Annotated in this window: 20 protein-coding genes and 4 tRNA genes; 13 read left to right on the top strand and 11 right to left on the bottom strand. The window is 70.0% G+C overall.

All coding sequences use genetic code 11. The features are described 5' to 3' along the window. Window positions 1-46: 46 nt before the first annotated feature. Both ACO0LV_RS01195 and ACO0LV_RS01190 read right to left on the bottom strand, forming a co-directional pair. Window positions 47-1,345, bottom strand: coding sequence for an HRDC domain-containing protein (locus tag ACO0LV_RS01195; protein ID WP_424786030.1), 1,299 nt, complete (start codon window positions 1,343-1,345; stop codon window positions 47-49). Next, window positions 1,342-1,917, bottom strand: coding sequence for a DUF3000 domain-containing protein (locus ACO0LV_RS01190; RefSeq protein WP_424786029.1), 576 nt, complete (start codon window positions 1,915-1,917; stop codon window positions 1,342-1,344). Before ACO0LV_RS01190 ends, ACO0LV_RS01195 begins: the two co-directional genes overlap by 4 nt. Window positions 1,918-2,000: 83 nt before the next feature. On the opposite strand from ACO0LV_RS01190, the gene ACO0LV_RS01185 reads away from it, so the two are divergent. Next, the gene (locus ACO0LV_RS01185; RefSeq protein WP_424786028.1) at window positions 2,001-3,311 is read left to right on the top strand and encodes a carboxylate--amine ligase; all 1,311 of its coding nucleotides are present in this window, start codon (window positions 2,001-2,003) and stop codon (window positions 3,309-3,311) included. A 27-nt stretch (window positions 3,312-3,338) separates the two neighbouring features. On the opposite strand, the gene ACO0LV_RS01180 is transcribed toward ACO0LV_RS01185, so the two are convergent. After that, the gene (locus tag ACO0LV_RS01180) at window positions 3,339-3,821 is read right to left on the bottom strand and encodes a hypothetical protein (RefSeq protein WP_424786027.1); all 483 of its coding nucleotides are present in this window, start codon (window positions 3,819-3,821) and stop codon (window positions 3,339-3,341) included. Between the two features lie 53 nt (window positions 3,822-3,874). Between ACO0LV_RS01180 and ACO0LV_RS01175 the strand changes: the two genes are divergently transcribed. Then, complete coding sequence (locus ACO0LV_RS01175) at window positions 3,875-4,177, top strand: thiamine-binding protein (protein WP_424786026.1); 303 nt, start codon at window positions 3,875-3,877, stop codon at window positions 4,175-4,177. Beyond that, window positions 4,170-4,805 carry a GNAT family N-acetyltransferase gene (locus tag ACO0LV_RS01170; RefSeq protein ID WP_424786025.1) on the top strand — a complete coding sequence of 212 codons (636 nt, stop codon included), beginning with the start codon at window positions 4,170-4,172 and terminating at the stop codon, window positions 4,803-4,805. Before ACO0LV_RS01175 ends, ACO0LV_RS01170 begins: the two co-directional genes overlap by 8 nt. Here the strand turns inward: ACO0LV_RS01170 and ACO0LV_RS01165 are convergent. From ACO0LV_RS01165 to ACO0LV_RS01130, 8 genes are all read right to left on the bottom strand, one after another. Further along, window positions 4,764-5,192, bottom strand: a complete 429-nt coding sequence (locus tag ACO0LV_RS01165; RefSeq protein ID WP_424786024.1) for an HIT family protein — start codon at window positions 5,190-5,192, stop codon at window positions 4,764-4,766. The genes ACO0LV_RS01170 and ACO0LV_RS01165 overlap by 42 nt on opposite strands. An 80-nt stretch (window positions 5,193-5,272) precedes the next feature. Then, a complete protein-coding gene (gene treZ / locus ACO0LV_RS01160; protein ID WP_424786023.1) occupies window positions 5,273-7,036 on the bottom strand; it encodes a malto-oligosyltrehalose trehalohydrolase in 1,764 nt (587 codons plus the stop codon). Further along, the gene (treY, locus tag ACO0LV_RS01155; protein ID WP_424786022.1) at window positions 7,033-9,522 is read right to left on the bottom strand and encodes a malto-oligosyltrehalose synthase; all 2,490 of its coding nucleotides are present in this window, start codon (window positions 9,520-9,522) and stop codon (window positions 7,033-7,035) included. The genes treZ and treY overlap by 4 nt, the downstream gene beginning before the upstream one ends. Next, the gene (gene glgX / locus ACO0LV_RS01150; protein ID WP_424786021.1) at window positions 9,522-11,693 is read right to left on the bottom strand and encodes a glycogen debranching protein GlgX; all 2,172 of its coding nucleotides are present in this window, start codon (window positions 11,691-11,693) and stop codon (window positions 9,522-9,524) included. Before glgX ends, treY begins: the two co-directional genes overlap by 1 nt. Window positions 11,694-11,712: 19 nt before the next feature. Further along, a complete protein-coding gene (locus tag ACO0LV_RS01145) occupies window positions 11,713-13,848 on the bottom strand; it encodes a DEAD/DEAH box helicase (RefSeq protein ID WP_424786020.1) in 2,136 nt (711 codons plus the stop codon). 83 nt (window positions 13,849-13,931) lie between these two features. Beyond that, window positions 13,932-14,006 (bottom strand) — tRNA-Val (locus ACO0LV_RS01140). Between the two features lie 3 nt (window positions 14,007-14,009). Next, a tRNA-Cys gene (locus ACO0LV_RS01135) sits at window positions 14,010-14,080 on the bottom strand. 47 nt (window positions 14,081-14,127) lie between these two features. Continuing rightward, window positions 14,128-14,200: transfer RNA gene (locus ACO0LV_RS01130), tRNA-Gly, on the bottom strand. 82 nt (window positions 14,201-14,282) lie between these two features. Here ACO0LV_RS01130 and ACO0LV_RS01125 point away from each other — a divergent pair. From ACO0LV_RS01125 to ACO0LV_RS01080, 10 genes are all read left to right on the top strand, one after another. Further along, complete coding sequence (locus ACO0LV_RS01125) at window positions 14,283-15,395, top strand: chorismate-binding protein (protein WP_424786019.1); 1,113 nt, start codon at window positions 14,283-14,285, stop codon at window positions 15,393-15,395. A gap of 106 nt (window positions 15,396-15,501) precedes the next feature. Beyond that, window positions 15,502-16,344, top strand: coding sequence for an aminotransferase class IV (locus ACO0LV_RS01120; RefSeq protein ID WP_424786018.1), 843 nt, complete (start codon window positions 15,502-15,504; stop codon window positions 16,342-16,344). A gap of 94 nt (window positions 16,345-16,438) precedes the next feature. Then, window positions 16,439-16,513 (top strand) — tRNA-Val (locus ACO0LV_RS01115). 193 nt (window positions 16,514-16,706) lie between these two features. After that, window positions 16,707-18,680, top strand: a complete 1,974-nt coding sequence (gene thrS, locus ACO0LV_RS01110; RefSeq protein ID WP_424786017.1) for a threonine--tRNA ligase — start codon at window positions 16,707-16,709, stop codon at window positions 18,678-18,680. A gap of 76 nt (window positions 18,681-18,756) precedes the next feature. Beyond that, window positions 18,757-19,320 (top strand): HIT family protein, encoded by a 564-nt coding sequence (locus tag ACO0LV_RS01105; protein WP_424786016.1) that lies wholly within the window; start codon window positions 18,757-18,759, stop codon window positions 19,318-19,320. Between the two features lie 28 nt (window positions 19,321-19,348). Beyond that, window positions 19,349-19,942 (top strand): phosphatidylinositol phosphate synthase, encoded by a 594-nt coding sequence (pgsA, locus tag ACO0LV_RS01100; protein ID WP_424786015.1) that lies wholly within the window; start codon window positions 19,349-19,351, stop codon window positions 19,940-19,942. Beyond that, the gene (locus ACO0LV_RS01095) at window positions 19,939-21,039 is read left to right on the top strand and encodes a phosphatidylinositol mannoside acyltransferase (RefSeq protein ID WP_424786014.1); all 1,101 of its coding nucleotides are present in this window, start codon (window positions 19,939-19,941) and stop codon (window positions 21,037-21,039) included. Before pgsA ends, ACO0LV_RS01095 begins: the two co-directional genes overlap by 4 nt. Continuing rightward, complete coding sequence (locus tag ACO0LV_RS01090; protein WP_424786013.1) at window positions 21,039-22,205, top strand: glycosyltransferase family 4 protein; 1,167 nt, start codon at window positions 21,039-21,041, stop codon at window positions 22,203-22,205. The genes ACO0LV_RS01095 and ACO0LV_RS01090 overlap by 1 nt, the downstream gene beginning before the upstream one ends. Continuing rightward, window positions 22,202-22,771, top strand: coding sequence for a hypothetical protein (locus tag ACO0LV_RS01085; protein WP_424786012.1), 570 nt, complete (start codon window positions 22,202-22,204; stop codon window positions 22,769-22,771). The genes ACO0LV_RS01090 and ACO0LV_RS01085 overlap by 4 nt, the downstream gene beginning before the upstream one ends. 23 nt (window positions 22,772-22,794) lie before the next feature. Further along, window positions 22,795-24,243, top strand: coding sequence for a PrsW family intramembrane metalloprotease (locus tag ACO0LV_RS01080; RefSeq protein WP_424786011.1), 1,449 nt, complete (start codon window positions 22,795-22,797; stop codon window positions 24,241-24,243). Window positions 24,244-24,279 lie beyond the last annotated feature (36 nt).

Below are 24,279 nucleotides of genomic sequence, written 5' to 3'. Positions count from 1 at the left end.
TACTAGATACTGATGCGCACCTTATCTCACGACGGCGCGGTAGCGCTCAGGAGGCGTTCTCCCCTGCTGTTTCGGTGACCTGGTCTGCCGTTTCGGTGGCCTCGTCCGCGGTGTCAGCGACCTCGGGCACCCCGACCGGCGTTCCGGTGGCCAGCGCCTGGGTGAGGCGCTCGGTGACCTGCTCCACCTGCCAGCGTCGGGCACCCAGGTCGCGGAGTGCCTGGGCGACGAGTTCCTCGGTGGCCGACGACGGCGGTCGCCAGGCAATGCGGCGCTGGGTATCGGGGGAGAGCAGGTTCTCCTGCGGAAGTTCCAGTTCGTCCGCCAGGGCCCGGATCGTGGGCCGCACCGCATCGAGCCGGACGGCGGCCTCGGGGTTGCGGTCCTTCCACGAGCGTGGCTGGGGCAGGGCGTCGGGGGAGTGCGGGGCCCGGTGCGCGGGAAGTTCGTTCTCGGGCAGTTCCAGAGCCGTCTCGATGGCGCCCGCCCAGGTGCGCAGCCGGCGGCGCGCACCACGGTTGGTGAACGGACGCAGTGCCAGAAGATCATCGGTGTTCTTCGGCAGCGCCTGGGCGGCGGCGATGATCGCTCGGTCCGGCAGCACCCGGCCCGGCGCCAGGTCGACCTGCGCGGCCGCGGCATCACGAGCGATCCACAACTCCCGGACCACCGCCAGACCGCGCCGGTCCCGGATCTGGTGGGTCCCGGAGGTGCGCCGCCAGGGGTCCACCCTCGGGGGAGGCGGGGGCGCGGTGCGGACGTACTCGAACTCCTCCAGGGCCCACTCCAACTTGCCCGCCTCGTCCAGCTGGCGGGACAGGATCTGGCGCAGCTCGATGAGCACTTCCACGTCGAGAGCGGCGTAGCGCAACCAGTCGTGCGGAAGCGGACGGGTGGACCAGTCGGCTGCGGAATGCTCCTTGGCCATGGAAAGGCCGAGTTCGGCCTCCACCATGGTGCCCAGGCCCACCCGGGCCCGTCCCAGCAGTCGGCCCGCCAGTTCGGTGTCGAAGAGCGAATCGGGGCGAAGGGCGACCTCGGCCAGGCTCGGCAGGTCCTGGTTCGCGGCGTGCAGCACCCACTCGGTACCGCCGAGGGCCCGTGACAACTCGCCCAGGTCGGGCACCCCGAGCGGGTCGATCAGGGCGGTGCCGGCGCCGGCCCGGCGCACCTGGACCAGATAGGCGCGCTGACCGTACCGGTACCCCGAAGCCCGCTCGGCATCGATGGCGACGGGTCCGGTTCCCTGCGCCAGACGCGTGATGACCTCGCGCAACTGCGCGTCGGTGGCGACCACCTCGGGTACGCCGCCGGACGGCTCGGTGAGGGGCTGCGGCTGGTTCATCGGCGCCGGTTCAGCGATGAGACGTTATCCGGCATCGGAGGCAGCCCGGCCGCCTGGCAGGCCAGGAGCGCCCAGGCGCGCAGGTGCGGGGCAAGGTCGGTGCTGGTGGGTGTCCAGGATGCACGCACCTCGATCTCCACCTCGCCTCCCCGCAGTTCCAAGCCCCCGAAGGTCTCCGAGAGCACCCGGGTGACAGTACCGGACAGGGAGTGGTAACCCGCCTCCTCGGTGGCCAGGGCGTCGGTGAGCCAACTCCAACCGACCTCCCCGAGCATCGCATCGGCGCCCAGTTCGTCCTCCAGGCGGGCCCTGGCCATGACGATCACCCGGAAGGTGCCGTTCCAGGCCTCCTGGCCCTCCGGGTCGTACAGGACCACGAAGCGGCCGTTGCCCAGGAAGTCATCCGGGTCGGTGCTCGGGTTGATCTCACCGGTCAGGGCGAGGGCATAGGGAGCGATCCGCGTGGGCGGAGGCACCTCCTCCAGGCGCAGTTCCGGGCGCAGCCGGTGCTCACGCAGACTCAACAGCGCCGCCTCGAACTCCTCGGGCGCGACCTGACCTGGTGCGTTCACCCGTCCAGGTTATGCCGGGTGGCACGTGGCGCCGGTAGGGCGCGCCGCTCCCGACGACACCGCCCGTTGGGTAACGTAGCCAGGTGCGCACCAAGGACTCCCGACCCTCCGATACGCCGGGCGCCCCAGCGGTCCGGCCCATCCTGGTGGGTGGTGATATCGGTGCCTATGCCACCGCGAGGGCCTTCCATGAGGCCTATGGCGTCTCCAGCGTGGTGCTGGCCGGGGTGCAGGTGGGCGCGGTCGCCCACAGCGCGATCGTGGACCTGCGGATCCGCGCCGGGTTGAGCAACACCGACACCCTGGCCCAGACGATCCTGGAGGTGATGGCCGAGCAACCCGATTCCACCCACCTGGTGCTGGGCAGTGCGGACTGGCTGGTGACCGCGATCGTGGCGGTCCGGGACCGGCTCGAGGACGCCGGCGCGGTCGTGCCCTACCCCGGAGCCCACCTGCTGGAGCAGGTCGCGGACAAGGCGGTGCTGATGGCCATGGCCGAGGAGGCCGGCGTGCCCCATCCCCGCACCGCCCGGGGTGTGCCCGCCGAGGAGGAGCCACCGGGCGGGGATCTGGACTTCCCGGTCGTGGTCAAACCCGCCAGCACCGCCGCTGCGCAGGGCGTGGACTACCCGGGCAAGGCGAAGGTGCACACCGTCGCCGACGCCGGGCACCTGCGCGCACTGTGGCACACGATGGCCACCGCCGGGGTGGCGGTGCCGATGCTGGTGCAGGAGTACATCGACGGTCCGGACAGTGCGATGGCGGCGGTGAACGTCTTCATCGATCCCGGTGGGCGGGTGCGCCTGGCCCAGTTCGGTCAGGTGCTGCTGGAGGAACATGCGCCCAGCGCGGTCGGCAACTCCGTGGCACAACTCACCGGAGACCCGGTGGGCGCTCGGGCCCGAGCGGTGGCACAGGTGGTGAACCTGCTGCAGGCCATCGGATGGCGGGGATTCGCCAACGCGGATCTGAAGCGGAGCCCGGAGGGGCACTACCAGCTGCTGGAGATCAACCCAAGGGTGGGTCGCAGCGGGTACGCGGTGACCGCCTCCGGGTACAACGTCGCAGCCATGTACGGCCAGGCCTTCCTGGGCCTCGGTCCGGGCGAGGATGAGCGCGCGGGCCCGGTGCGCCAGATGACGGCGCAGGCCGGCGGCGGCGAACCCATTCCGGTGGCGACGGCCCAACACCTCTTCGCCGTGGTGCCCTGGCCGGTGCTGCGCCGCTACCTGCCCGCGCCCGGGCGCGGGCAGGTGAACCGGATACGGCGCAGCGGGGCGGTGACGAACCCGCTGTACTACCGGGCCGAGCGCCACCCCCGGCGGCTGCTCTACGTCGCGATGGCGATGGTGAACTACGCCCGGAAACTGGCCCGGCACCATCCGGGGGTCTGAGAGTCTGCGGCCCGGTGTCTGCGACCGTCAGCCGACGTGGTCGGTACCGGAGTAGAAGTGCAGCACCGGCACCTCGAGGGTGTCCTTGGCCGTACTGGCCCAGTCGGAACTGAAGATCTCCTGCACCGCCTGGGGCTCGGTCACCACGATCACCTCGGTGATGCTGCGATCCCGTGCGGCGGCTGTCAGCTGGGCCATCGGATCGGCGCTCGTCAGTGCCCCGGTGGCGGTCGCCCCGGCCTGTTCGAACAGGTCCAGGGAGGAGGCCAACGCGTCCCTGGCCGCCGCCCGGTCCGCCCCGGCGTCCTCGGTGCCGGTGATCCTGTCCCATGCCTCGCGCAGGTCTCCCAGGCTCAGATGGTTGATCACCTCGGTCACCGTGGAGGCATCGGACCCCACGGGGACCAGCACCAGGTACTGCATCTGCTCGGTTCCGGCGTGCAGTTGCAGGATCCGGTGCACATCCCGGGGTCGCAGGGCTTGCGCGGTCAGGACGGCGGTGCTTGGCATGGCTCCGAGTCTACGGACGGGACGGCACGTTGCCACCGCAGTACCGTGGCTGCATGTTGTTCGCCTTCTCCATCGCACCAGCCACCACCGACGCACCGGACGGCTCGGTCAGCGCCGCGGTGGCCGACGCCGTCCGGGTGGTCCGCGACAGCGGGCTGCCGCATGAACTGACGTCGATGTTCACCACCATCGAGGGGGAGTGGGAGGAGGTCATGCCGGTGATCAAGGCCGCCTGTGACGCCGTCGCCGCCCACTCCGACCGGATCTCACTGGTGCTCAAGGCGGATCTGCGCCCGGGACGTCGAGGGGAGTTGACCGGCAAGGTGACCAGGGTCGAGGAGCTGCTCGATGAGTGATCCCGGGGCGGCCGCCGGGGAGCGGGCCGCCACCACCACCTGGGGCGACTACGAGATCGGCCCGTTGCGCCCGGCCGAGGTGGAGGAACTGGTGGCCGCGCACCGCCGTACCTGGCAGAGCACCTACGCGGGGTTGATGAGCGCACAGTCGCTGGCACGACTGAGGCCGGAGGCGTTCGTGCACCCCTGGACCGAGCGTGCCCGACTCCTGGCCCAGGACGAGCCGCTCCCGGGCGGGGAGCAGATCCTGATCGCCAGGCACGGGGGAGTGCCGGTGGGGTTCATCAGCGTCGGTGATCCGCGCGAGGACGAGGCCCCGGCCCCCCGTCAGGTGTGGGCGCTGAACCTGCTTCCCGAACACCACGGGACCGGACTGGCGCAGGAGATGATGCGCAGGGGCTGGGGGACCGGGAGGCCTACCTGTGGGTGGCCCGTGGCAACGACCGCGCGGTGGCGTTCTACCGCCGCCGGGGTTCACCGCCGACGGCGCCAGCCGGGAGCGCCGGGACGGCATGACCGAGATCCGCATGCTCCGCCGCCCCGCGGGCTGACTCGCAACCCCGGTCATCTCCACCGGGAGGTGACCTCACCCCTGCGGGACGAACTCGCTGTGGCCGTGGGCGCGTAACCGGGACCGCAGCTGTTCGGCGGCTGCGTCCATGGCGGCCGGGTCCGGGTCGCGCTCGGCGTTGCCCGGGTCGAAGTCCTCGGGGGAGACGCTCGGCCAGACGTGCAGGTGCACGTGCGCCACCCCGTAGCCCTCCACGAGCAGGCCCACCCGGCGCGGGTCGAACGCGTTCCGCTGCGCCCGGCCGATGTGCCGGGCCACGGTGAACAGGTGCTGGGCGAGGTCGTCGGGTACGTCCAGCCAGTGATCGATCTCGGCACGGGGAACCACCATGGTGTGCCCGGGCCGTAGGGGCTCCACGGTCAGGAACGCCACGCACTCCGGATCGGACCAGACGAACCGGCCCGGGATCTGCCCGTCGATGATCTTGGTGAAGACGCTGCTCATTCCGCCACGGTACCGGTCCTGGCCGGGGCCGGTCCTGCCGAAGGGATCCGCCCAGCAGGGCCGTGAGCGGACGGAAGGGCTCAGCCGAGGACGACGACGCAATCCGCACCCAGGTGCACCCGGGCTCCGTCGTCGGTCAGGAAGGTACCGTCCGGATCCCAGGCGGCCAGCACACCACGCCCGGTGCCGGCTGGAAGCGGGACCTGCTGGGCGGTGCCGGTGTTGAGCGCGACGACGGAGGAGCCGCGCCGCATCGTCAACCAGCCGGCGTCGTCGTCGAAGTCCACCGTGGTCACGGTGCGGTCGCCTCCGGCCAGGTCCGGGTGGTCTCGGCGTAGCGCGACCAGGTCGGTGTAGAAGGCGAGCAGCCGGGCGTGGTCTGTCCCGGCGGGTTCGGACCAGTCCAGCACCGAGGCGGTGAACGTACGCCGATCCTGGGGGTCGGGCACCGTCAGGTCGGCACGGCCGTAGAGCTGGGCCCATCCGTGATCGCCGAACTCGGCCTGGCGGCCCGCACGGATCGCCTCGGCCAACTCCTCCTCGGCGTGGTCGGTGAAGAAGAGCCAGGGGGTGGTGGCACCCCACTCCTCGCCCATGAACAGCATCGGGGTGTAGGGGCCGGCCAGCAGGAGCGCCGCCCCGATCGCCAGTCGCCCGGGGCTCAGGGTGGCACTGGGACGGTCGCCCAGGCCCCGGTTGCCGACCTGGTCGTGGGTGTTGAGGGAGGCCACGAAGGCATGCCCGCTGACCTCGGGCGGCACCGGTGCACCCCAGTGGCGGCCGCGGAAGGATGAGTAGGTGCCGTCGTGCACGAACACCCGCGTGAGCGCTTTGGCCAGGGTGGCGGCGTCGCCGAAGTCGGCGTAGTACCCGTGCCGCTCTCCGGTGAGGTAGGCGTGGATCGCGTGGTGGACGTCGTCGGCCCACTGCGCGTCCATGCCGCGCCCGCCCGCGGTGACGGGGGCGACCATCGCGGCGTCGTTGAGGTCCGACTCCGCGATCAGCCCCAGGGGCCGGCCGACCCGGCTGCTCAGGTCCGCCACCGCGCGAGACAGTTCGGCGAGCAGGTGTTCACCGGAGTCGTCCTTCAGTTCGTGCACCGCGTCCAGGCGCAGTGCGTCGATGTGGAAGTCATCCAGCCACCGCAGGGCGCACTCGATGATGAAGGCGCGCACCGGTGCGGAGTCGGGGCCGTCGAGGTTGACCGCCGCGCCCCAGGGCGTGTGGTGGCGGTCGGTGAAGTAGGGGCCGAACTCGCCCAGGTAGTTACCGGAGGGCCCCAGGTGGTTGAAGACGACGTCCAGCGCCACGCCCAGGCCCGCGTTGTGGGCGGCGTCGACGAACCTGGCAAGCGCGGCCGGACCACCGTAGGGGTGCTGCACGGCGTACAGACCGACGCCGTCATACCCCCAGCCGCGTTCACCCGGGAACGCCGCGACCGGCATCAGCTCCACGATGTCCACCCCCAGGGCCACCAGATGGTCCAGCCGTTCGATCGCGGCGTCCAGCGTTCCGTCCGGAGTGAACGTGCCGATGTGCAACTCGTAGATCACGGCACCGTGCACGCCCTTGCCGGCCCACTCCCGGTCGGTCCAGTCGAAGTCGGCCGGGTCGTACCAGCGTGAGGGGGCGTGCACGCCCTGGGGCTGCCACGGCGAGCGGGGATCGGGGCGCAGCGGGCCGCCGTCGAGGCTGAAGGCGTAGTCGGTGCCCGCCTCCAGTACCGGCTCGCTGGCCCACCAGCCCTCGCCCCCGGGACGCATCGGCGCTCGCGCACCGGTGCCGGGCAGGTCGATCTCAACCTGTTCGGCGTTCGGGGCCCACACTCGGGCGGGGACGCTCAACTCTCCTCCTGGTCCGCGGTGCGGTCGGCTACCTCCAGGACGGCGACCGGGCCGTGTCGCAGCACCTCGCTCACCGGTTGGGCGCCCCCGGGATGCTCGGCGCCGCTGATCACGTCATGCCAGTGGCCAGGTGGCAGCACCACGGTGTGCTCACCCCACCCACCCAGGCGGCCCAGGGCGACCGGGAGCCGGGTCGCGATCGTGACCGCCTGTGGTTGCTCGTCGGCGGAGCGGGCGAACGCGATCGCGTGGCCGGTGGAGGTTGCCAGTGGTTGGTAGCCGGCGCGGGCGCCGACGAAGACCTCGGGACGGCGTCGGCGCAGTCGCAGTACCGCGGCGACCAGGCGCAACTTCTCCTCCGCCGGCCCGGAGGGTCCGGCCCCGGAGTCCAGCCGGGCGAGCATCTCGGTGAGTGCGTGGTGATCCACGGGGCCGCGGTTGTCCGGATCCACCAGGGCAACCCGGGTGGTCTCGCTGCCCTGGTACACATCCGCCACGCCGGGCACCGTCAGTTGCAGGGCCTTGGTGGCCAGGGTGGCCACCCGCACCGATTCGGTGGTGCGAGCCACCCAGGCCTGCATCAGCTCGTGCACTGCCGGGTCGGTCACCAGGTGCTCGGCGAAGTCGGCCAGGGCCTGCTCGCCCTCGGCGTCCACGGAGGTCCAGGTGGTCCAGGCCTTGGCCTCCCGGGCCGCCTTGATCAGGTAGTCGCCCAGCCGGGAGGCGTTGATCGGGCCCTTGTCGGTCCAGGTGCCGGCCAGGGTCTGCCAGGTCAGATTCTCCGTGCGTCCGTGCAGGTCCGGTCGGACCGGGGCGGTGACCTCACGCAGCTGGTGCACCAGGTGGATCCACGCCTCGGCGTGCTCGGAGATCACCCCGATGCGGGCCCGCACGTCCTCCCCGCGCTTGTTGTCATGGGTGGATCCGGCGGTCATCGAGGCCGGCCGTGCGGTCTGGATGGCACCGGCCCACGCGTGCAGTTCGTCCGACCCCACCGAGAAGGTGCCGGGGGCGCCACCGACCTCACACAGGCTGGTCAGGTGCGTCCACCGGTAGAAGGCGGTGTCCTCCACACCCTTGGCGGTCACCGCTCCACACACCTGCTGGAATCGCGTGATCACCTCACCGCGGCGGGCCTCGTGGCGTCGTCCGGCGCTGCCGGTCTCGCGTCCCAGCACCAGGTCGGTGACGACGTCGAGGGTCTCCAGCCGCTCCGGGGACAGCCGGGCCGCGGCCTGCTCGGCCCACTGGGCCACCACCGCCTGTGCGGCGGCGGGGGCCGGCTCACCCGGCACCACGTAGGCCCGGTACCGGTCTGCGGCCACCACCAGCTCGGTGAGACAGTCGGTGATCGCGGCGCGGGTGTGATCGCGCAGCCGAACGTCGTCGTGGCAGATCTCCGAGATCACCCCGGCCAGCCGGCCCACCTCGGCGCGCAGGGAGGTGGTGAGGATCTCCCGTTTGGCGTCCGCGACCAGTTCCGGGAGCAAGCCGAGGGTGTCGCCGGTGAGTTCATGCATCAGCGCGCCCAGCGGGGCAGACCCGGCCGGGTCGATGAGTACCTGTCCGATCCGCCACGACGCGTCGTACCCGGTGGTCCCGGCCGTGGGCCAATCGGCGGGGATGGTCTCATGCGGTTCCAGGATCTTCTCCGCCACGCTCCACCGACCACCGGTGGCCTCGTGCAGGCGCCGGAAGTACTCACGTGGATCGGCCAGTCCGTCCGGGTGGTCGATCCGGAGGCCGTCGATCAGGCCCTGCTCGATCAACTCCAGCAGCAGTGCGTGGGTGGCCTCGAACACCGCCGGTCGTTCCACCCGCACCGCCAGCAGGGTTCCCACATCGAAGAAGCGCCGGTAGTTCAGTTCCTCATCGGCCACCCGCCAGTACGCCAGCCGGTAGTGCTGGCGTTCCAGCAGTTCCGCCAGCGGCAGGTGCTCGGTGCCCGGGCGCAGTGGGAAGCGGTGTTCGTAATAGCACAGCACCGGGTTCGTGCCGTCCAGGCCGTGCTCGGGTTCGTCCACATGGGCCACGGTGAGTTCCCCGGCCGCCATCGCCGCCCCCAACCGCCGCCCTAGCACCGGCATCAGCACCTGACCGTCCTCAGCCCAGTCCACGTCGAACCATTCGGCGTAGTCGGAGTCCGGACCGTACGTGAGCATCGACCACAGTGCCGCGTTCTCACTCGCAGGGGTGGGGGCGGCCATGTGGTTGGGCACCACGTCCACCACGATGCCCATCTCGCGGGCACGGGCGGCGGCCACCAGTCGTTCGAGTCCGTTCCGCCCGCCCAGAGCAGGGGAGATCCGGGAGTGGTCCACGACGTCGTACCCGTGGGTGGAGCCGGGTGCGGCGGTCAGGATCGGGGAGAGGTACAGGTCGGTGACGCCCAGGGAACTCAGGTAGTCGATCCTGGCGGCGGCGGCATCGAAACTCAGGTCCGGTCCGAGTTGCAGCCGGTAGGTGTTGATCGGGGTGCGCGGCATCAGCGGTCCTGGTGGCGCGTCGGTTCCTGTTCATCGCCCTCGTCGGTGCTTTGGGACGGCGGCCGGGAGAGCACCACGATCGAGCGCGAGGTCACCGTCAGTGCCGCATCCGGTTCGTGCAGGTGCGCGAGATCGCTCTCGGGGTCGGTGCTGACCGCCACCACCCAGGAGTCGCCGTAATCAGGCCCGGGCAGGTGGAAGGTGAGATCCTCGCTCCCGGAGTTGATGAGCATCAGGAAGGAGTCGTCGACGATCCGCCGGCCCCGCTCGTCGGGTTCCTCAATCGCTTCACCGTTCATGAACGCCGCGACCGCTCGGTGATCCTCGTCCTCCCACGACTCGGGATCCATGGGCGCCCCGGAGGGGTTGAACCACGCCAGGTCGGGGAGTTCGGGCAGCCCGTTGGAGGCTGAGTGGGACCCGTCGAAGAACCGGCGCCGGCGCAGCACCGGATGGTCCTGGCGCAGGGCGATCAACCGCGAGGTGTACTCCAGCAGGGAGCGCTGCTCCTCGTCGAGGTCCCAGTCCATCCAGGCGATCTCGTTGTCCTGGGCGTAGACGTTGTTGTTCCCGCCCTGGGTGCGGCCCATCTCGTCGCCGTGGGAGAGCATCGGCACCCCCTGGGACAGCAGCAGGGTGGTGAGGAAGTTGCGCTGCCGGCGCAGCCGCAGGGCGTTGATCTGCGGATCGTCGGTGGGTCCTTCGACACCACTGTTCCAGGACCGGTTGTGGTCCTCGCCGTCCTGGCCGTCCTCACCGTTGGCATCGTTGTGCTTGTCGTTGTAAGAGACCAGGTCACGCAGCGTGAACCCGTCGTGGGCGGTGACGAAGTTGATCGAGGCCACCGGGGTACGGCCGGTGTGCTCGTACAGGTCGGAGGAACCGGCGATCCGGCTGGCGAACTCACCGAGTGTGCCCGGCTCGCCCCGCCAGAAGTCTCGGACCGTGTCGCGGTACTTGCCGTTCCACTCCGTCCACAGCGGTGGGAACCCGCCCACCTGGTAGCCACCCTCGCCCAGGTCCCACGGCTCGGCGATGAGTTTGACCTGGGAGATCACCGGGTCCTGATGGACCAGGTCGAAGAAGGAGGAGAGACGATCCACCTCGTGGAACTGACGTGCCAGGGTGGCGGCCAGGTCGAACCGGAAGCCGTCCACGTGCATCTCGGTGATCCAGTACCGCAGGGAGTCCATGATGAGTTGGAGCACGTGCGGGGAACGCATCAGCAGGGAGTTGCCGGTTCCGGTGGTGTCGAAGTAGTGGCGCTTGTCGTCATCGACCAGTCGGTAGTACTCGGCGTTGTCTATGCCGCGGAAGGAGAGCGTGGGGCCCAGGTGGTTGCCCTCGGCGGTGTGGTTGTACACCACGTCCAGGATCACCTCGATCTCGGCTTCGTGCAGGGCCTTGACCATCGACTTGAACTCCGGCACCTGCTCGCCGCGGCTGCCGTAGGCCGCGTAGGCATTGTGCGGGGCGAAGAAGCCGATGGTGTTGTAGCCCCAGTAGTTGCTCATCCCCTGTTCCTGCAGGTGGGGGTCCTGGACGAACTGGTGCACCGGCATCAGTTCGATCGCGGTGATACCCAGGTCCTGCAGGTGCCCGATCACCGCGGGGTGGGCCAGGGCCGCGTAGGTGCCGCGGATCTCCTCGGGTACCTCCGGGTGCAACCGGGTCAGGCCGCGCACGTGCGCTTCGTAGATGACGCTCTCGTGGTACTCGTGGTTGGGTGGCCGGTCGTGGCCCCAGTCGAAGTAGGGATTGGTCACCACCGAGGTCATCGTGTGTGGGGCCGAGTCCATGGCGTTGAGTTCTCCGCCTTCACCCTGGGCGAAGGTGTAGGAGAACAGCGCCTCGTTCCCGTCGATCTGCCCGTCGATGGCGTGGGCGTAGGGGTCCAGCAGGAGTTTGGCCGGGTTGCACCGGTGCCCGGCGTCGGGGTCGTGCGGGCCGTGCACCCGGTATCCGTACCGTTGCCCGGGTCGCACCGAGGGCAGGTAGACGTGCCACACGAACGCATCGACCTCGGTGACCTCGATACGTTCCTCGGCGCCGTCGTCGTCCAGCAGGCACAACTCAACTCGCTCAGCGGCTCCGGAGAAGATCGCGAAGTTCGTTCCGGAGCCGTCATATGTGGCGCCCAGTGGATAGGGACGGCCGGGCCAGGTTTGCATGAGGACTAGGGTCTCACGCTCATCCCTCGAGCGCGCCCCGCATCAGGTGGACGAGAGCGTCGAGCTGCACCGAGTCACCGGTGCCGACCTCGACGTCGGCGCCATCGAGTGCCCGGGCGGCCAGACCGGCCTTGGCGTCGATCAGTTCGGCGATCTTGGTGTCGATGGTGTGCGCGGCGAGGATCCGCCAGGCGGTCACCGAGTCGTCCTGGCCGATCCGGTGCACCCGGTCGATCGCCTGCTCCTGCTCGGCTGCCGTCCAGGACAGTTCTGCCAACACCACGTTGGAGGCCGCGTGCAGGTTCAGCCCGACGCCCGCGGCTGTCAGCGAGCACACCGCCACCGAGACCTCCGGGTCGTTCTGGAAGGCGTCGATGGCGCTCTGGCGGACCTTGGCCGACTGATCCCCACGCACCGAGACCGTGCGCAGGCCGGCCTCGGCGAGCATGTCCTCAGCGGTATCCATGACGTCGATGTGCTTGGCGAAGAAGACCACCTTGCCCACCGAACGCACCAGCTGGGCGGTGTAATCGGCGGCCAGCGCGGACTTGGCCTGGCCGATCTTGCGCACCATGGTGAACACGTTGTCGCCGCTCTTGGCGTTCCGGGAGGATTCCAGTTCGGCCAGGGCCACCTTGCGCAGCAGGGCCACGTCGAGTTGGCCCGGGGGAACGTAGGAGACCTCCTGGGCCGCCTCCAGGCGGCGGTACTGGGCGGCCAGACGGCGGCCTACCTCAGCCTCGGCGGCTCGGATGGAGCGTCCGATCTCATCGTCCAGTTCCACCGGTAGGTCGGCCACGCGCTTGGCCGGCAGGTCCTTGGCCACCTCGGACTTGGTGCGGCGCACGATGCCCAGATCGATGACCGCGGCGCGGGCCGCTGGGTAGAACGCCCGGTCGGCCGGGGTGAGCCCGGTGGCCTCGAGGCCCTGCATCAACTCGGTGCAGGGCTGTTGCCCGTCGGTCCAGCCCAGGAACTGCCAGATCGCGTTGAAGTCCTCCACGTCGTTGATCAACGGGGTACCGGTCAGCGCCATCATCAGCGGCTTGCCACCGGGCGCGCCGGCCCGGATCTGGCGGGACAGGTTGAGCACATGCTGGGAACGCTGGGAGGACAGGTTCTTGATGAAGTGGGCCTCGTCCACCACCATCGAGCGGAAGCCGAGGGTGGACAACCAGGACAGGTGCCGGTCCAGCACGGTGTAGTTGACCACGAACACGTCGGCGAAGGCGTCCATGTCATCGCCGTCGCCGTGGATCACGGTGACCCGGCGCTGCGGCGTCCACCGCTGCACCTCCCGCGCCCAGTTGATCTTCACCACGTTGGGCACTACCGCCAGCATCGGGTAGGTGTCCGCGACGGAGGCGGCCAGCACCGACTGGGCGGTCTTGCCCAGCCCCGGCTCGTCGGCGAGCAGGAACGAGCGGTGCCCGCGACGCACCGCCTCCAGGAGCCGGATCTGGTGCGGCATCAGTTCCATCCCGGGCGGGGAGAACCGGTCGAAACGAGGCATCGGCGGCAGGTCCATGGTGGCCACCCCGCCCCCGGAGCCCTGCTCGAAGGCCCGGTACAGGGGATCCATCAGGTCCCATCCGGACAGGTACCCGGGGCTGGAGTCGGCGCGCAACTGCTGCAGGTCCGGGGCCAGGAACGGGTTCGCCCTGATCCGGGCCTTCACCGAGGCCGGCACCACCTGCTTCTCCGCCAGTTGGGCCGGCACGGTCTCCCGCTCGGGGACCTGCGGGGCCTTGATCTCCATCTCGTCGGCACTGAGTGCCTTGCCCGAGTCCAGCAACCAGTCCCGACGCATCCGCTGGGCGGCCGGGGAGGGGGTGGCGTCGTCCTTGAGGACATTCAGCAGGCTGGTGTCCTGGGCGGCGGTGCGGGCCAGGATGGTGGCCACCCCATCGAGCCGCTTGAGCAACTCGGTGCGGGTGGCTGAGGAGAGGTCCTCATCGGCCTTGATCCGGGCGCGTTCCTCGCGCACCAACAGGGCGATCACCTGGAATTTGGTGCGGTTGGTCGGACCCACCCGGCCGCTCTTGGCGGCCTTGGCCTCCACCTCCCGAACGCGGCGCGCCAGGATCGGCAGCAGGGGTGCGTCCTCGTCGGGTCGGATACGGCCCGACGGGCGCCGCCGAGTAGTGGTCGCCACATGTCCTCCAGTGCATGGGTGCGCGCGGATCTGGGAATGCGTACACCGAACGCCCCATCCGCTGGTCGAGTGCGGATGTGCGTTGGTGGGCGATACTGGGATCGAACCAGTGACCTCTTCCGTGTCAGGGAAGCGCGCTACCGCTGCGCCAATCGCCCGTGAGGTGGGTACGGGATTCGAACCCGTGTATACGGCTTTGCAGGCCGCTGCCTCGCCTCTCGGCCAACCCACCAGTGCTGCTTCTGGGACCCGATGAGTCCCGTGTGGGCCGGGCCACCGAGCGGACGACGGGACTCGAACCCGCGACCCTCACCTTGGCAAGGTGATGCTCTACCAACTGAGCCACGTCCGCGTGCCACGCTTGTGCGTGCGTCCAGAACTTTAACCCACCGGCGTCGGCTGAGTCCAACCGGGCTCGCCGTTACGGTTGAGGCATGAATCACGGTCGGGCGGAATTCGCCGGGGTGGTGGCTCGGCGGGCCGTCGACTACGCCGATCTTCGCACCGATGCCCGCGCCCTGGCCGGTGGGGGCTGGTGGGCCGTGGTGGCAGAGTTCGACGGGCCCTGGCACGCCTGGCGCTTCGCCGATGTACAGCGGGACGCACCCCCCGGGCATGCCCGCTCCGGCGAGCCGGCCCGGGCCCGCGAGGCCGACGACGGCGATACGGCGGACGCGGGTGCCTGGCACGGCCCGGCGGGGTCGTCCTGGGTGTCATCAATGTCACAGCAGAACTATGTGGATGCGGTGGTCCGGGTGCGTCGCTACATCCGGGACGGCGCGGTCTACCAGGCGAACATCTGCCGGATACTCGCAGCCTCCATGGCAGCACGTCCCGACGCCGGCGCCCTGGCCGCGATGCTCGCCGAGGGCAACCCTGCGCCCTACGCCGGCTACATCGACGTCCCGGGCGGTGCGGGCGCCGACGGCGCAGTGGGCCTTCCGCCCGCGTGGGTGGTCACCGCGTCCCCGGAGCTGGGTCTCGGAGTCACTGCGGGGATGGTCACCTCCGGTCCGATCAAGGGCACCGCACCCGCGCCGGAACTGCTCGCGGCGAAGGATCGCGCGGAGAACCTGATGATCACCGACCTGGTGCGCAACGACCTGCACCAGGTGTGCGATCCGGGAACGGTGGCGGTCACCGACCTGCTCGCACTGGAACACCATCCGGGCCTGGTGCACCTGGTGTCCCGGGTCCAGGGCCGGCTCTCGGCCACGGATCTGAACGTCGGCGGTGCCGGCTGGTCGGACCTGCTCGCGGCGACCCAGCCCCCCGGATCGGTCTCCGGTGCGCCGAAGGCGGCCGCGCTGGAGATCATCGGGGAACTGGAACCGGCCCGTCGCGGACCCTACTGCGGGCAGATCGGCTGGATCGACGCCGATGCGGGCACCGCGTGCCTGGCGGTGGGCATCCGGACCTTCTGGTGGGAGTCGGGCCTCCTGCGCTTCGGCACCGGGGCTGGGATCACCTACGGGTCGGACCCGCAGGGGGAGTGGGCCGAGACCGAGCTCAAGGCCGCGCGACTGGTGGGCCTGGCCTCGTCCTGACCCCAGCGCGGGTCGAGGCGGTGGCGGCCGCCGGGTACGGGGTGGCGGCCACCGGGGAGGAGCGGGGTGGCGGTGCACCGCCACCACCTCTGGCAGAGTGGTGACCATGATCGTGTGGTTCGACGGATCCATCCGCCCCTCCAGCGCCGGCCTCGTTGACGCCCTCGACCACGGACTGACCGTGGGTGACGGGGTGTTCGAGACCTGCGAGCTCCGCCAGGGACAGGTCTTCGCCCTGACTCGGCACCTGCACAGGCTCCACCGTTCGGCCACCGGGTTGGGTCTGAAGGCGCCGCGGGAGCAGCAGGTGCGCGAGGCCGTGGAGGCAGTCGCCCAGGAGTGGCGGCGCACCCGGGGCGAGGAGGAGTTGGGCCGGCTGCGGATCACCTGGACCGACGGGCCCGGGCCGCTGGGTTCGGAGCGTCTGGAGACCCCCGGCACGCTGGTGGTCGCCGCTGCCCCCGGCAAGGCTCCCGGGCCCGTGCGGGTACGGGTGGTGCCGTGGACCCGCAACGAACGCTCCGCCGTCGCCGGGCTGAAGACCACGTCCTACGCCGAGAACGCCCGCGCGCTCGCCTACGCCGCCGAGCAGGGCGACGGGGAGGCGATCTTCGCCAATACCCGGGGAGAGTTGTGCGAGGGCACCGGTACGAACATCTTCCTCGAGTCCGACGGGGTGCTGATCACCCCGCCGTTGGAGTCGGGCTGCCTGGCCGGGATCACCCGAGCGTTGGTGCTGGAGTGGGCCGGGGATTACGGCATCGAGGTGCGCGAGGAGACGTTGCCGCTCTCGGCGCTGCACGAGGCGCAGCATGCGGCTCTGACGTCCTCCACGCGAGGCTTGGTGCCGGTCGTGGCGGTGGACGGACGGGAACTCCACCCCGGCCCGGCCACATCGATGCTCGGGCGGGAGTTCACCGCTCGCTCGGTTCAGCAGATCGATCCGTAGCACGCGCGGCAACTGCGGTCCGGATCACGCTCGCGGTGTGCAGAACCCGAGCGCGGTGCTGGTAATATCCTCTACTGCGTCCACACGACGCCCCGGGCGATTGGCTCAGCGGTAGAGCGCCTCGTTCACACCGAGGAGGTCACTGGTTCGATCCCAGTATCGCCCACCACACCGAAAGGCTCCGGGCCGGTGGAACCCGCGGACGAAGCCTTTTCGCGTGTGTACCGACGGTTCCGAGCCGGGGGTGCCGGCACCTGTCGTGTGCGGAGGGCCGGGGTCGCCGGCATTTGCCGTGTGAGGACCTGGGCGTCCCTGGGTAGGATCAACCGGTCCCTGCACCCCACCTGATCCAGGAGTTCGCCGTGTCCGATGACGCAGTGCACGCCCCGTCCCAGCAGCACACCGGGGGCGAGCCGGGCACCACGGGAACCGACCTGTACGGCGATCGCCGCGAGGTAGTCGCGATGCGGGTGGACGGGGAGCTGCAGGACCTCTTCCGCAGCGTGCCCGCCGGCGCCGACGTCGAACCGGTGCTCATCGACAGCCCCGACGGCCTGGACATCCTGCGCCACTCCGCTGCGCACGTGCTGGCCCAAGCCGTGCAGCAGGCGGACCCGCAGGCGAAACTGGGTATCGGACCGCCGATCAAGGACGGCTTCTACTACGACTTCGACGTCGCCGAGCCGTTCACCCCGGAGGACCTGAAGAAGCTGGAGAAGGCGATGCAGCGCATCATCAACTCCGGGCAGACCTTCGCCCGCCGGGTGGTCGATGAGGACGAGGCACGCGCTGAACTCGGGACCGAGCCGTACAAACTGGAACTCATCGGGCTGAAGGGCAGCAGCGCCGCCGACGACGCCGAGGGTGCCTCGGTGGAGGTCGGTGGCGGTGAACTGACCATCTACGACAACCTCGACCGCACCGGCGAGGTGGTCTGGGGCGACCTGTGCCGCGGCCCGCACCTGCCCAGCACCAAGATCATCGGCAACGCCTTCACCCTCATGCGCAGTGCCGCCGCGTACTGGCGGGGCAGTGAGAAGAACCCGCAACTGCAGCGCATCTACGGCACCGCGTGGCCGAGCAAGGCCGAACTGCGCGGACACCTGGACCGGATCGCCGAGGCGGAGCGCCGCGATCACCGCAGACTGGGCGTGGAGTTGGACCTGTTCTCCTTCCCGGAAGAGTTGGGCTCGGGCCTTCCGGTGTTCCACCCCAAGGGGGGCGTGCTGCGCCGTGAGATGGAGGACTACGTGCGGCGCCGCCACATCGAGGAGGGTTTCGAGTACGTCGCCACCCCGCATGTGAGCAAGGAGGGCCTGTTCCACACCTCCGGCCACCTGCCCTACTACGCCGACACCATGTTCCCGCCGATGGAGTTCGAGGGCTCGAACTACTACCTCAAGGCGATGAACTGCCCGATGCACAACCTCATCTATCGCTCGCGCGGCCGCTCCTACCGGGAGCTGCCGCTGCGGCTGTTCGAGTTCGGGTCGGTGTACCGGTACGAGAAGTCCGGGGTGGTACACGGCCTGACCCGGGTGCGTGGGCTGACCATGGACGACTCCCACTCCTACGTCACCGCCGAGCAGGTGCCCGGTGAGATCCGCCACCTGCTGGACTTCATCCTCGGGCTGCTGCGCGACTTCGGACTGACCGACTACTACCTGGAACTGTCCACCCGCGGCGAGGGGGACAAGTTCATGGGTACCTCCGAGCAGTGGGAGGAGGCCACCGCGGTGCTGCAGCAGGTGGCCGAGGAGTCCGGGCTGGAACTGGTGCCCGACCCCGGTGGGGCAGCCTTCTACGGACCGAAGATCTCGGTGCAGGCCCGCGATGCGATCGGGCGCAGTTGGCAGATGTCGACCGTGCAGTTGGACTTCAACCAGCCCGAGGGCTTCGACTTGGAGTACCAGGCCGCCGACGGCACCCGGAAGCAGCCGGTGATGATCCATTCGGCCAAGTTCGGCTCCATCGAGCGGTTCATCGGTGTCCTCACCGAGCACTACGCCGGGGCGTTCCCGCCCTGGCTGGCGCCGGTGCAGGTGGTCGCGATCCCGGTGGCGGAAGTGTTCAACGACTACCTGGAGCAAGTGGCCGAAACGTTGCGCACCGAGGGCATCCGGGTGGAGGTGGACACCGGCGATGACCGGTTCGCCAAGAAGATCCGGACCCACACCAAGGCCAAGGTCCCCTTCCAGCTGATCGCCGGTGGCGAGGACGTGGAAGCCGGGGCGGTGTCCTTCCGGTTCCGGGACGGCTCTCAGCGCAACACGGTGCCGGTGGCCGAAGCGGTCGCCCTGATCACCGCAGCGGTGCGGGACCGGGTCCAGGTCTGACCGCCCGCGCCCGAGCGCGGGCGTGAACGCGCCGGAGGACCCGGCTAACCCGCCCGCAGTCCGTAGGATCACCGGTATGCCGATCGGACCAGACCAGCCACCGATGCAGGACGGTGCGCCGCTACCGGGGACCCCGGACGGTTTCGAGCGACTGTGGACCCCGCATCGGATGGCCTACATCGACGGTGAGGCCAAGCCCCGTAGTTCCGACGCCGGGGCGGACTGCCCGTTCTGCCGGGCACCGGAGAGCGAGGATGCCGACGCCCTGATCGTGCACCGCGGTGACCGTTGCTACGTGGTGCTGAACCTGTTCCCGTACAACCCCGGACACCTGCTGATCTGCCCCTACCGGCACGTACCGGACCTGACTGAGATGGACACCGGTGAGCGACACGAGATGATGGATCTGAGCGAGACCGCCATGCGGGTGCTCCGCGCCGCGAAACGGCCCGACGGGTTCAACCTGGGCATGAACTCCGGTCACAGCGCCGGGGCGGGGGTCGCCGCACACGCCCACCAACACATCGTGCCGCGATGGGCGGGGGATGCGAACTTCCTGCCGATCATCGCCCGCACCAAAGCGGTACCCGAACTGCTGGCCGACACCCGAGCGGCGCTGGCCGCGGCGTGGACCGGGTGAGCCGGTGCTGGGCAAACACGGCAGGGGAGTGAGTGGCCGGATCTTCGGACCGGTCGCGCAGTGGTTGTTGCGCCGAGGGATCGGACCCAACACCGTGTCCGTCACCGGCACCGTCGCAGCGATCGTCGCCGCGCTGGCCCTGCTCGGAACGGGCCGGTTGGTGATCGGGCCGATCGCGATCGGCCTGATCCTGTTGACCGACTCGCTCGACGGCATCATGGCCCGTCGGGGCCCCGGACCCACCGACTTCGGTTCCTTCCTGGACTCCACCCTGGACCGCCTGGCCGACGCCGCGGTGTTCCTGGGTCTGGTGATCTACTTCGTACGGTTCACCGAAGGACCCGTGAGCGGCTACGGGGTGGTCGCCGCGACGGTGTGCATGGCGCTGGCGATGACCGTCTCCTACGCCCGGGCGAAGGCCGAATCGTTGGCACGGACCGCCAGTGTGGGGTTGGCCGAGCGGGCCGACCGGCTCGTGGTAGCGCTGGCGGCCGCTCTCGCCGTCGGGCTGGGACTGAGTCCGTGGCTACTCGTGGTGGTGCTGGGCCTGTTGGCGCTGGCCAGCGCGGTCACGGTGACCCAACGAATCGTGGCGGTGTGGCGTCAGGGGGAGGCCAGGTGAACTCAGCACGTCTGTTCGCCCTGGCCTGGCGGGTGCTGCCGTACGTGCCGGAGGTATGCACCCGGACGTTGTTCGACGTCGCGGCCCGGGTGGTCCACGTCCTGCGGATACCGGCGGTGCGTCAGCTGGAGGCCAACCTGTCCCGGCTGCGCCCGGACCTGGACCGGCGCGCGCTGCGCCGGGTCAGCCGGGCCGGGATGCGCTCCTACCTTCGTTACTTCGGTGAGGTCTTCACCCTGCGGGGATTGCGCCCCGAGCAGATCGCGGCCCGAGTTCGCGCCGTCGATGACCAGGTGCCCCGGCGCCACCTCGACCAGGGCCGGAGCGTCGTCGCGGCGTTGGGGCACACCGGCAACTGGGATCTGGCCGGAGCCTGGAGCGGACAGCACCTGGCCCGGGTGCTGACCGTGGCCGAGGTACTGGAACCGAGGGGATTGTTCGAGGAGTTCCTACGCTTCCGGGCCGATCTGGGGATGGACGTGATCGGACTGACCAAGGACGGCTCGGTGCTGCGCACCCTGATCCGCAGATCCCGCGAGCGCACGTACCTGGTGCCGTTGCTGGCAGACCGGGACCTGAGCCGGCGCAGCGTGGAGGTCCGGGCCGCCGGGCACCCGATGCGGGTGGCCCCCGGCCCGGCGGCGTTGGCGCTGGCGCTGAAAGCACCGCTGGTGCAGGCCTTCGTCCGGCACGAACGGTTGCGCGGGCGCCGCCGGAAGGCAGCAGGCTCACCGTGGGGGACCGTGATCGAGTTCGTTCCGATCGAGATTCCACACCACCTCAGCGGGAGCGAGCAACTGGTTGCGATCACCCAGGCCTGGGTGGATGTACTCGTCGAGCGCATCCAGGCCTATCCGGACCAGTGGCACATGCTCGCGCGCGTCTTCACCGCTGATCTCGACCCGCAGCGCCTGGCCCGCGCGCGCGCCGGCGCCGACGACGACGTGCTCGCCGGCGTCGTGGCGGACGACGACGTCAGGGGCCGGGGGGCGCCGACGGTCACCGACGACGACGGCGGCGAGCCCGGGGCGGTCACGAGGCCCGAGGAGGACGGGCCCGTGCAGCAGCGGCCCGAATCCCGCGAGGGTGGCCGCTGATGCGTATCGGTCTGGTCTGCCCCTACTCCTTCGACATGCCAGGCGGTGTGCAGTTCCACGTGCGTGACCTTGCCGAGAAGTTGCTCGAGCAGGGCGAGTCGGTGCAGGTGCTGGCCCCCGCGGATGAGAAGACCGAGATCCCGGACTACGTCACCTCCTCCGGCGGGGCGTTGCCGGTGCGCTACAACGGTTCGGTGGCCCGTTTGAGTTTCGGGCCGGTCGCCGCCGCCCGCACGCAGCGGTGGCTGGCCGGCGGCGATTTCGACGTCGTGCACATCCATGAGCCGTTCGCTCCCTCGGTCTCCCTGATCGCACTGCGCCAGGCGGAGGCCCCGGTGGTGGCCACCTTCCACTCCGCCCAGACCCGGTCCCGGGCACTGCAGGCGGCCTACCCCCTGGTGCGCCCGGGTCTGGAGCGTATCCGGGCCCGGATCGCTGTCAGCGAGGATGCCCGCAGCACCGTGGTGGACCACCTCGGCGGGGACGCGGTGATCATCCCCAACGGAGTGTTCACCAAGCGGTTCGCCCAGGCCCGCGGCGTGCAGGAGTGGGTGGGGACCGCCCAGGAGCCCACGATCGCCTTCCTGGGACGGTTGGACGAGCCACGCAAGGGCCTGCAGGTGCTCGCAACCGCGGTACCCACGGTGCTGCAGCGCCATCCGGGAGCCCGGTTCCTGATCGCCGGGCAGGGCGATGCCACACCGGTGCGTGCCGAACTGGCGCACCACGGGTCCGCGGTGCAGTTCCTCGGGGGCATCAGCGAGCGGGACAAGGCGGCGCTGCTGTCCTCGGTGGACCTCTACATCGCGCCGCAGACCGGAGGGGAGAGTTTCGGGATCGTGATCATCGAGGCACTCAGTGCCGGGGCCGGGGTGATCGCCTCCGATCTGTTGGCTTTCCAGCGGGTCCTCGATGGTGGCCGCAGCGGGTACCTGTTCCGAACCGGGGACGCCGCGCATCTGTCCGAGGTCATCGATGAGGCGCTCACCGACACCGACGGACGCCTCCAGCGGCACGAGTACGCGCGCGAGGCGGTGCGCCGGTACGACTGGGACACCGTCACCGCCCAGATCCGGGAGGTCTATCAGATGGTCGCGGAGGCCGCACAGGTCCAGGCCACCTCCCGACGCCCGAACCTGCGCGACTGGCTGGGCCGGAACCGATGAGCGCCGCCGAGATCGTCCTGGTCGCCCTCGCGGTCGCGGCCCTGCTCGCCCTCCTGCTCTGGAGCGTGGCCCAGCGCCTGGATCGGCTGCACCGCCGTGAGTTCCAGACCCGCGCCACCCTGGAGGCACAACTGGTGCACCGCGCCGATACCGCCGCGGAACTGGCTTCCAGCGGGCTGTTGGATCCGGCGAGTTCGGTGCTGGTGGCCGACGCCGCGCTGGCCTCGATGGGGGCGGTGCGCCTGGTCGGGGAGGAGGAGGCCAGTGGGGCGGTCACCGCAGCCGAACGGGGGCTGATCGAGAGCGACCTGAGTCGTACGCTGCGGGCGGCCCTGGATACCGAGGGAGAGGGCGCCCGGCCGGTGCCACCCCAGCCGGGGGATGAGTCCGACCTGGTCGGCAGGATGCGTCAGGTGCAGAACCGGGTGCAACTGGCGCGCCGGTTCCACAATGACGCGGTGGTGCAGATCCAGCAGATCCGACGGTTGGCGCTGGTCCGGATCTTCCGATTGCCCGGGCACGCACCGATGCCGGTCACCTTCGAGATGGATGACGCGCGTGTGTGAGTTCTGCCTTTAAGGTATTCCCCATGTCGGAGAACCTGCCGCCCCGGCAGAACGGCTCGGGGGCGCGCAATGATGCGTCGAGCATGCATGAGGCACGCCCGGGGGCCGCGCATCAGCACGGGGATCAGCCCGCCGGGGCGCCCTACCCACCACCTGCCCCCGCGCCCGGGCCCACCGGCCAGCAGTACCCGCCGCCGCCGGTCCAGCAGACTCCCCAGCCACAACAACAGGGCGGGGTACGGTCGGCCGCTACCGGGCATACCTATCCCCGAGCGGTACGCCCCGGTGGGTTCGCCCCATCTCCGGCCCAGTACGGCAGCATGGCCGCCGGCCACGCACCGCCGCAGAACACCACCGGGGAACTGGAGCAGGTGTGGTGGTCCGGGCAGCCGGAGAGCAACCGGTGGGTCTTCAACTGGGTGGCCTACGCCGCCGGTGGGTTGATGATGCTGATCCTGATCGGGATCATCATGTACAACACCGGGACCTCGGCCACCCTGGCGGGCTTCCTGCTGGCGTTGGTTCCCCTGACGATCGTGCTCGCCGGTGTGGTGTGGCTGGACCGTTGGGAACCAGAGCCCAAGTCGCTGCTGCTGGTGGCCCTGTTGTGGGGTGCGGGCGTATCCACGCTGACCTCCTACTGGCTGAACACCGCAGTGGTCATCCGGATCTTCGAGGCTACCGGCGATCCGGAGCAGGCCACCCTCATGGGTGCGGTGGTCGTGGCCCCGGCGGTCGAGGAGATCACCAAGGGCCTGGGCATCCTGCTGATCTTCCTGCTCCGCCGTGAACACTTCGACGGCCCAGTGGACGGTGTGGTCTACGCTGCGACCGTCGGTGCCGGCTTCGCCTTCACCGAGAACATCCTGTACTTCGCCCAGAGCGAGGACGTGGTCTGGCTCGTGTTCGTGATGCGGGGCCTGGCTTCGCCGTTCGCGCACGCGCTGTTCTCCGCGTGCGTGGGTATCGCCCTGGGACTGGCGGCCCGCCGGTCCACCGCGGTTGCGGTCGGGCTCGCCTTCCCCGCCGGTCTGGTGGCCGCGATGGGCCTGCATGCACTGTGGAACGGCAGCGCCAGCCTGGGCAACACCTTCCTGCTGTTGTACTTCGTGGTGCAGGTGCCGCTGTTCATCGCGACCATCGTGCTCATGGTGTGGCTGCGACGGCAGGAATCGGATGTGGTCCGGGCCCGGTTGTCCGAGTACGCCCACGCCGGTTGGTTCGCCTGGCACGAGGTGGACATGCTCGCCTCGCTGCGCACCCGCAGCCAGGCCCGGCAGTGGGCAGGGACCTTCGGTGAGTCGGCCAAGCAGGCGATGAAGGCCTTCCAACGCGACGCCACCCAACTGGCCTATCTGCGTCAGCACGTGCTCACCGGGCGCGGAATGAAGCGAGCCCACCGCAGCGAGCACGAGATCCTCAACCAACTCCAGCAGGACCGGCACACGTTCGTCTCCCGCGCCCAACGCTGATCGGTCCGCCACCGCTGATCGGCCCCGCCCGGCGAG

This window comes from Pseudactinotalea sp. Z1739 (assembly GCF_049725055.1).
Classification (GTDB): Bacteria; Actinomycetota; Actinomycetes; order Actinomycetales; family Beutenbergiaceae; genus CALKWS01.
This window is presented reverse-complemented; position numbering and strand designations above follow the sequence as displayed.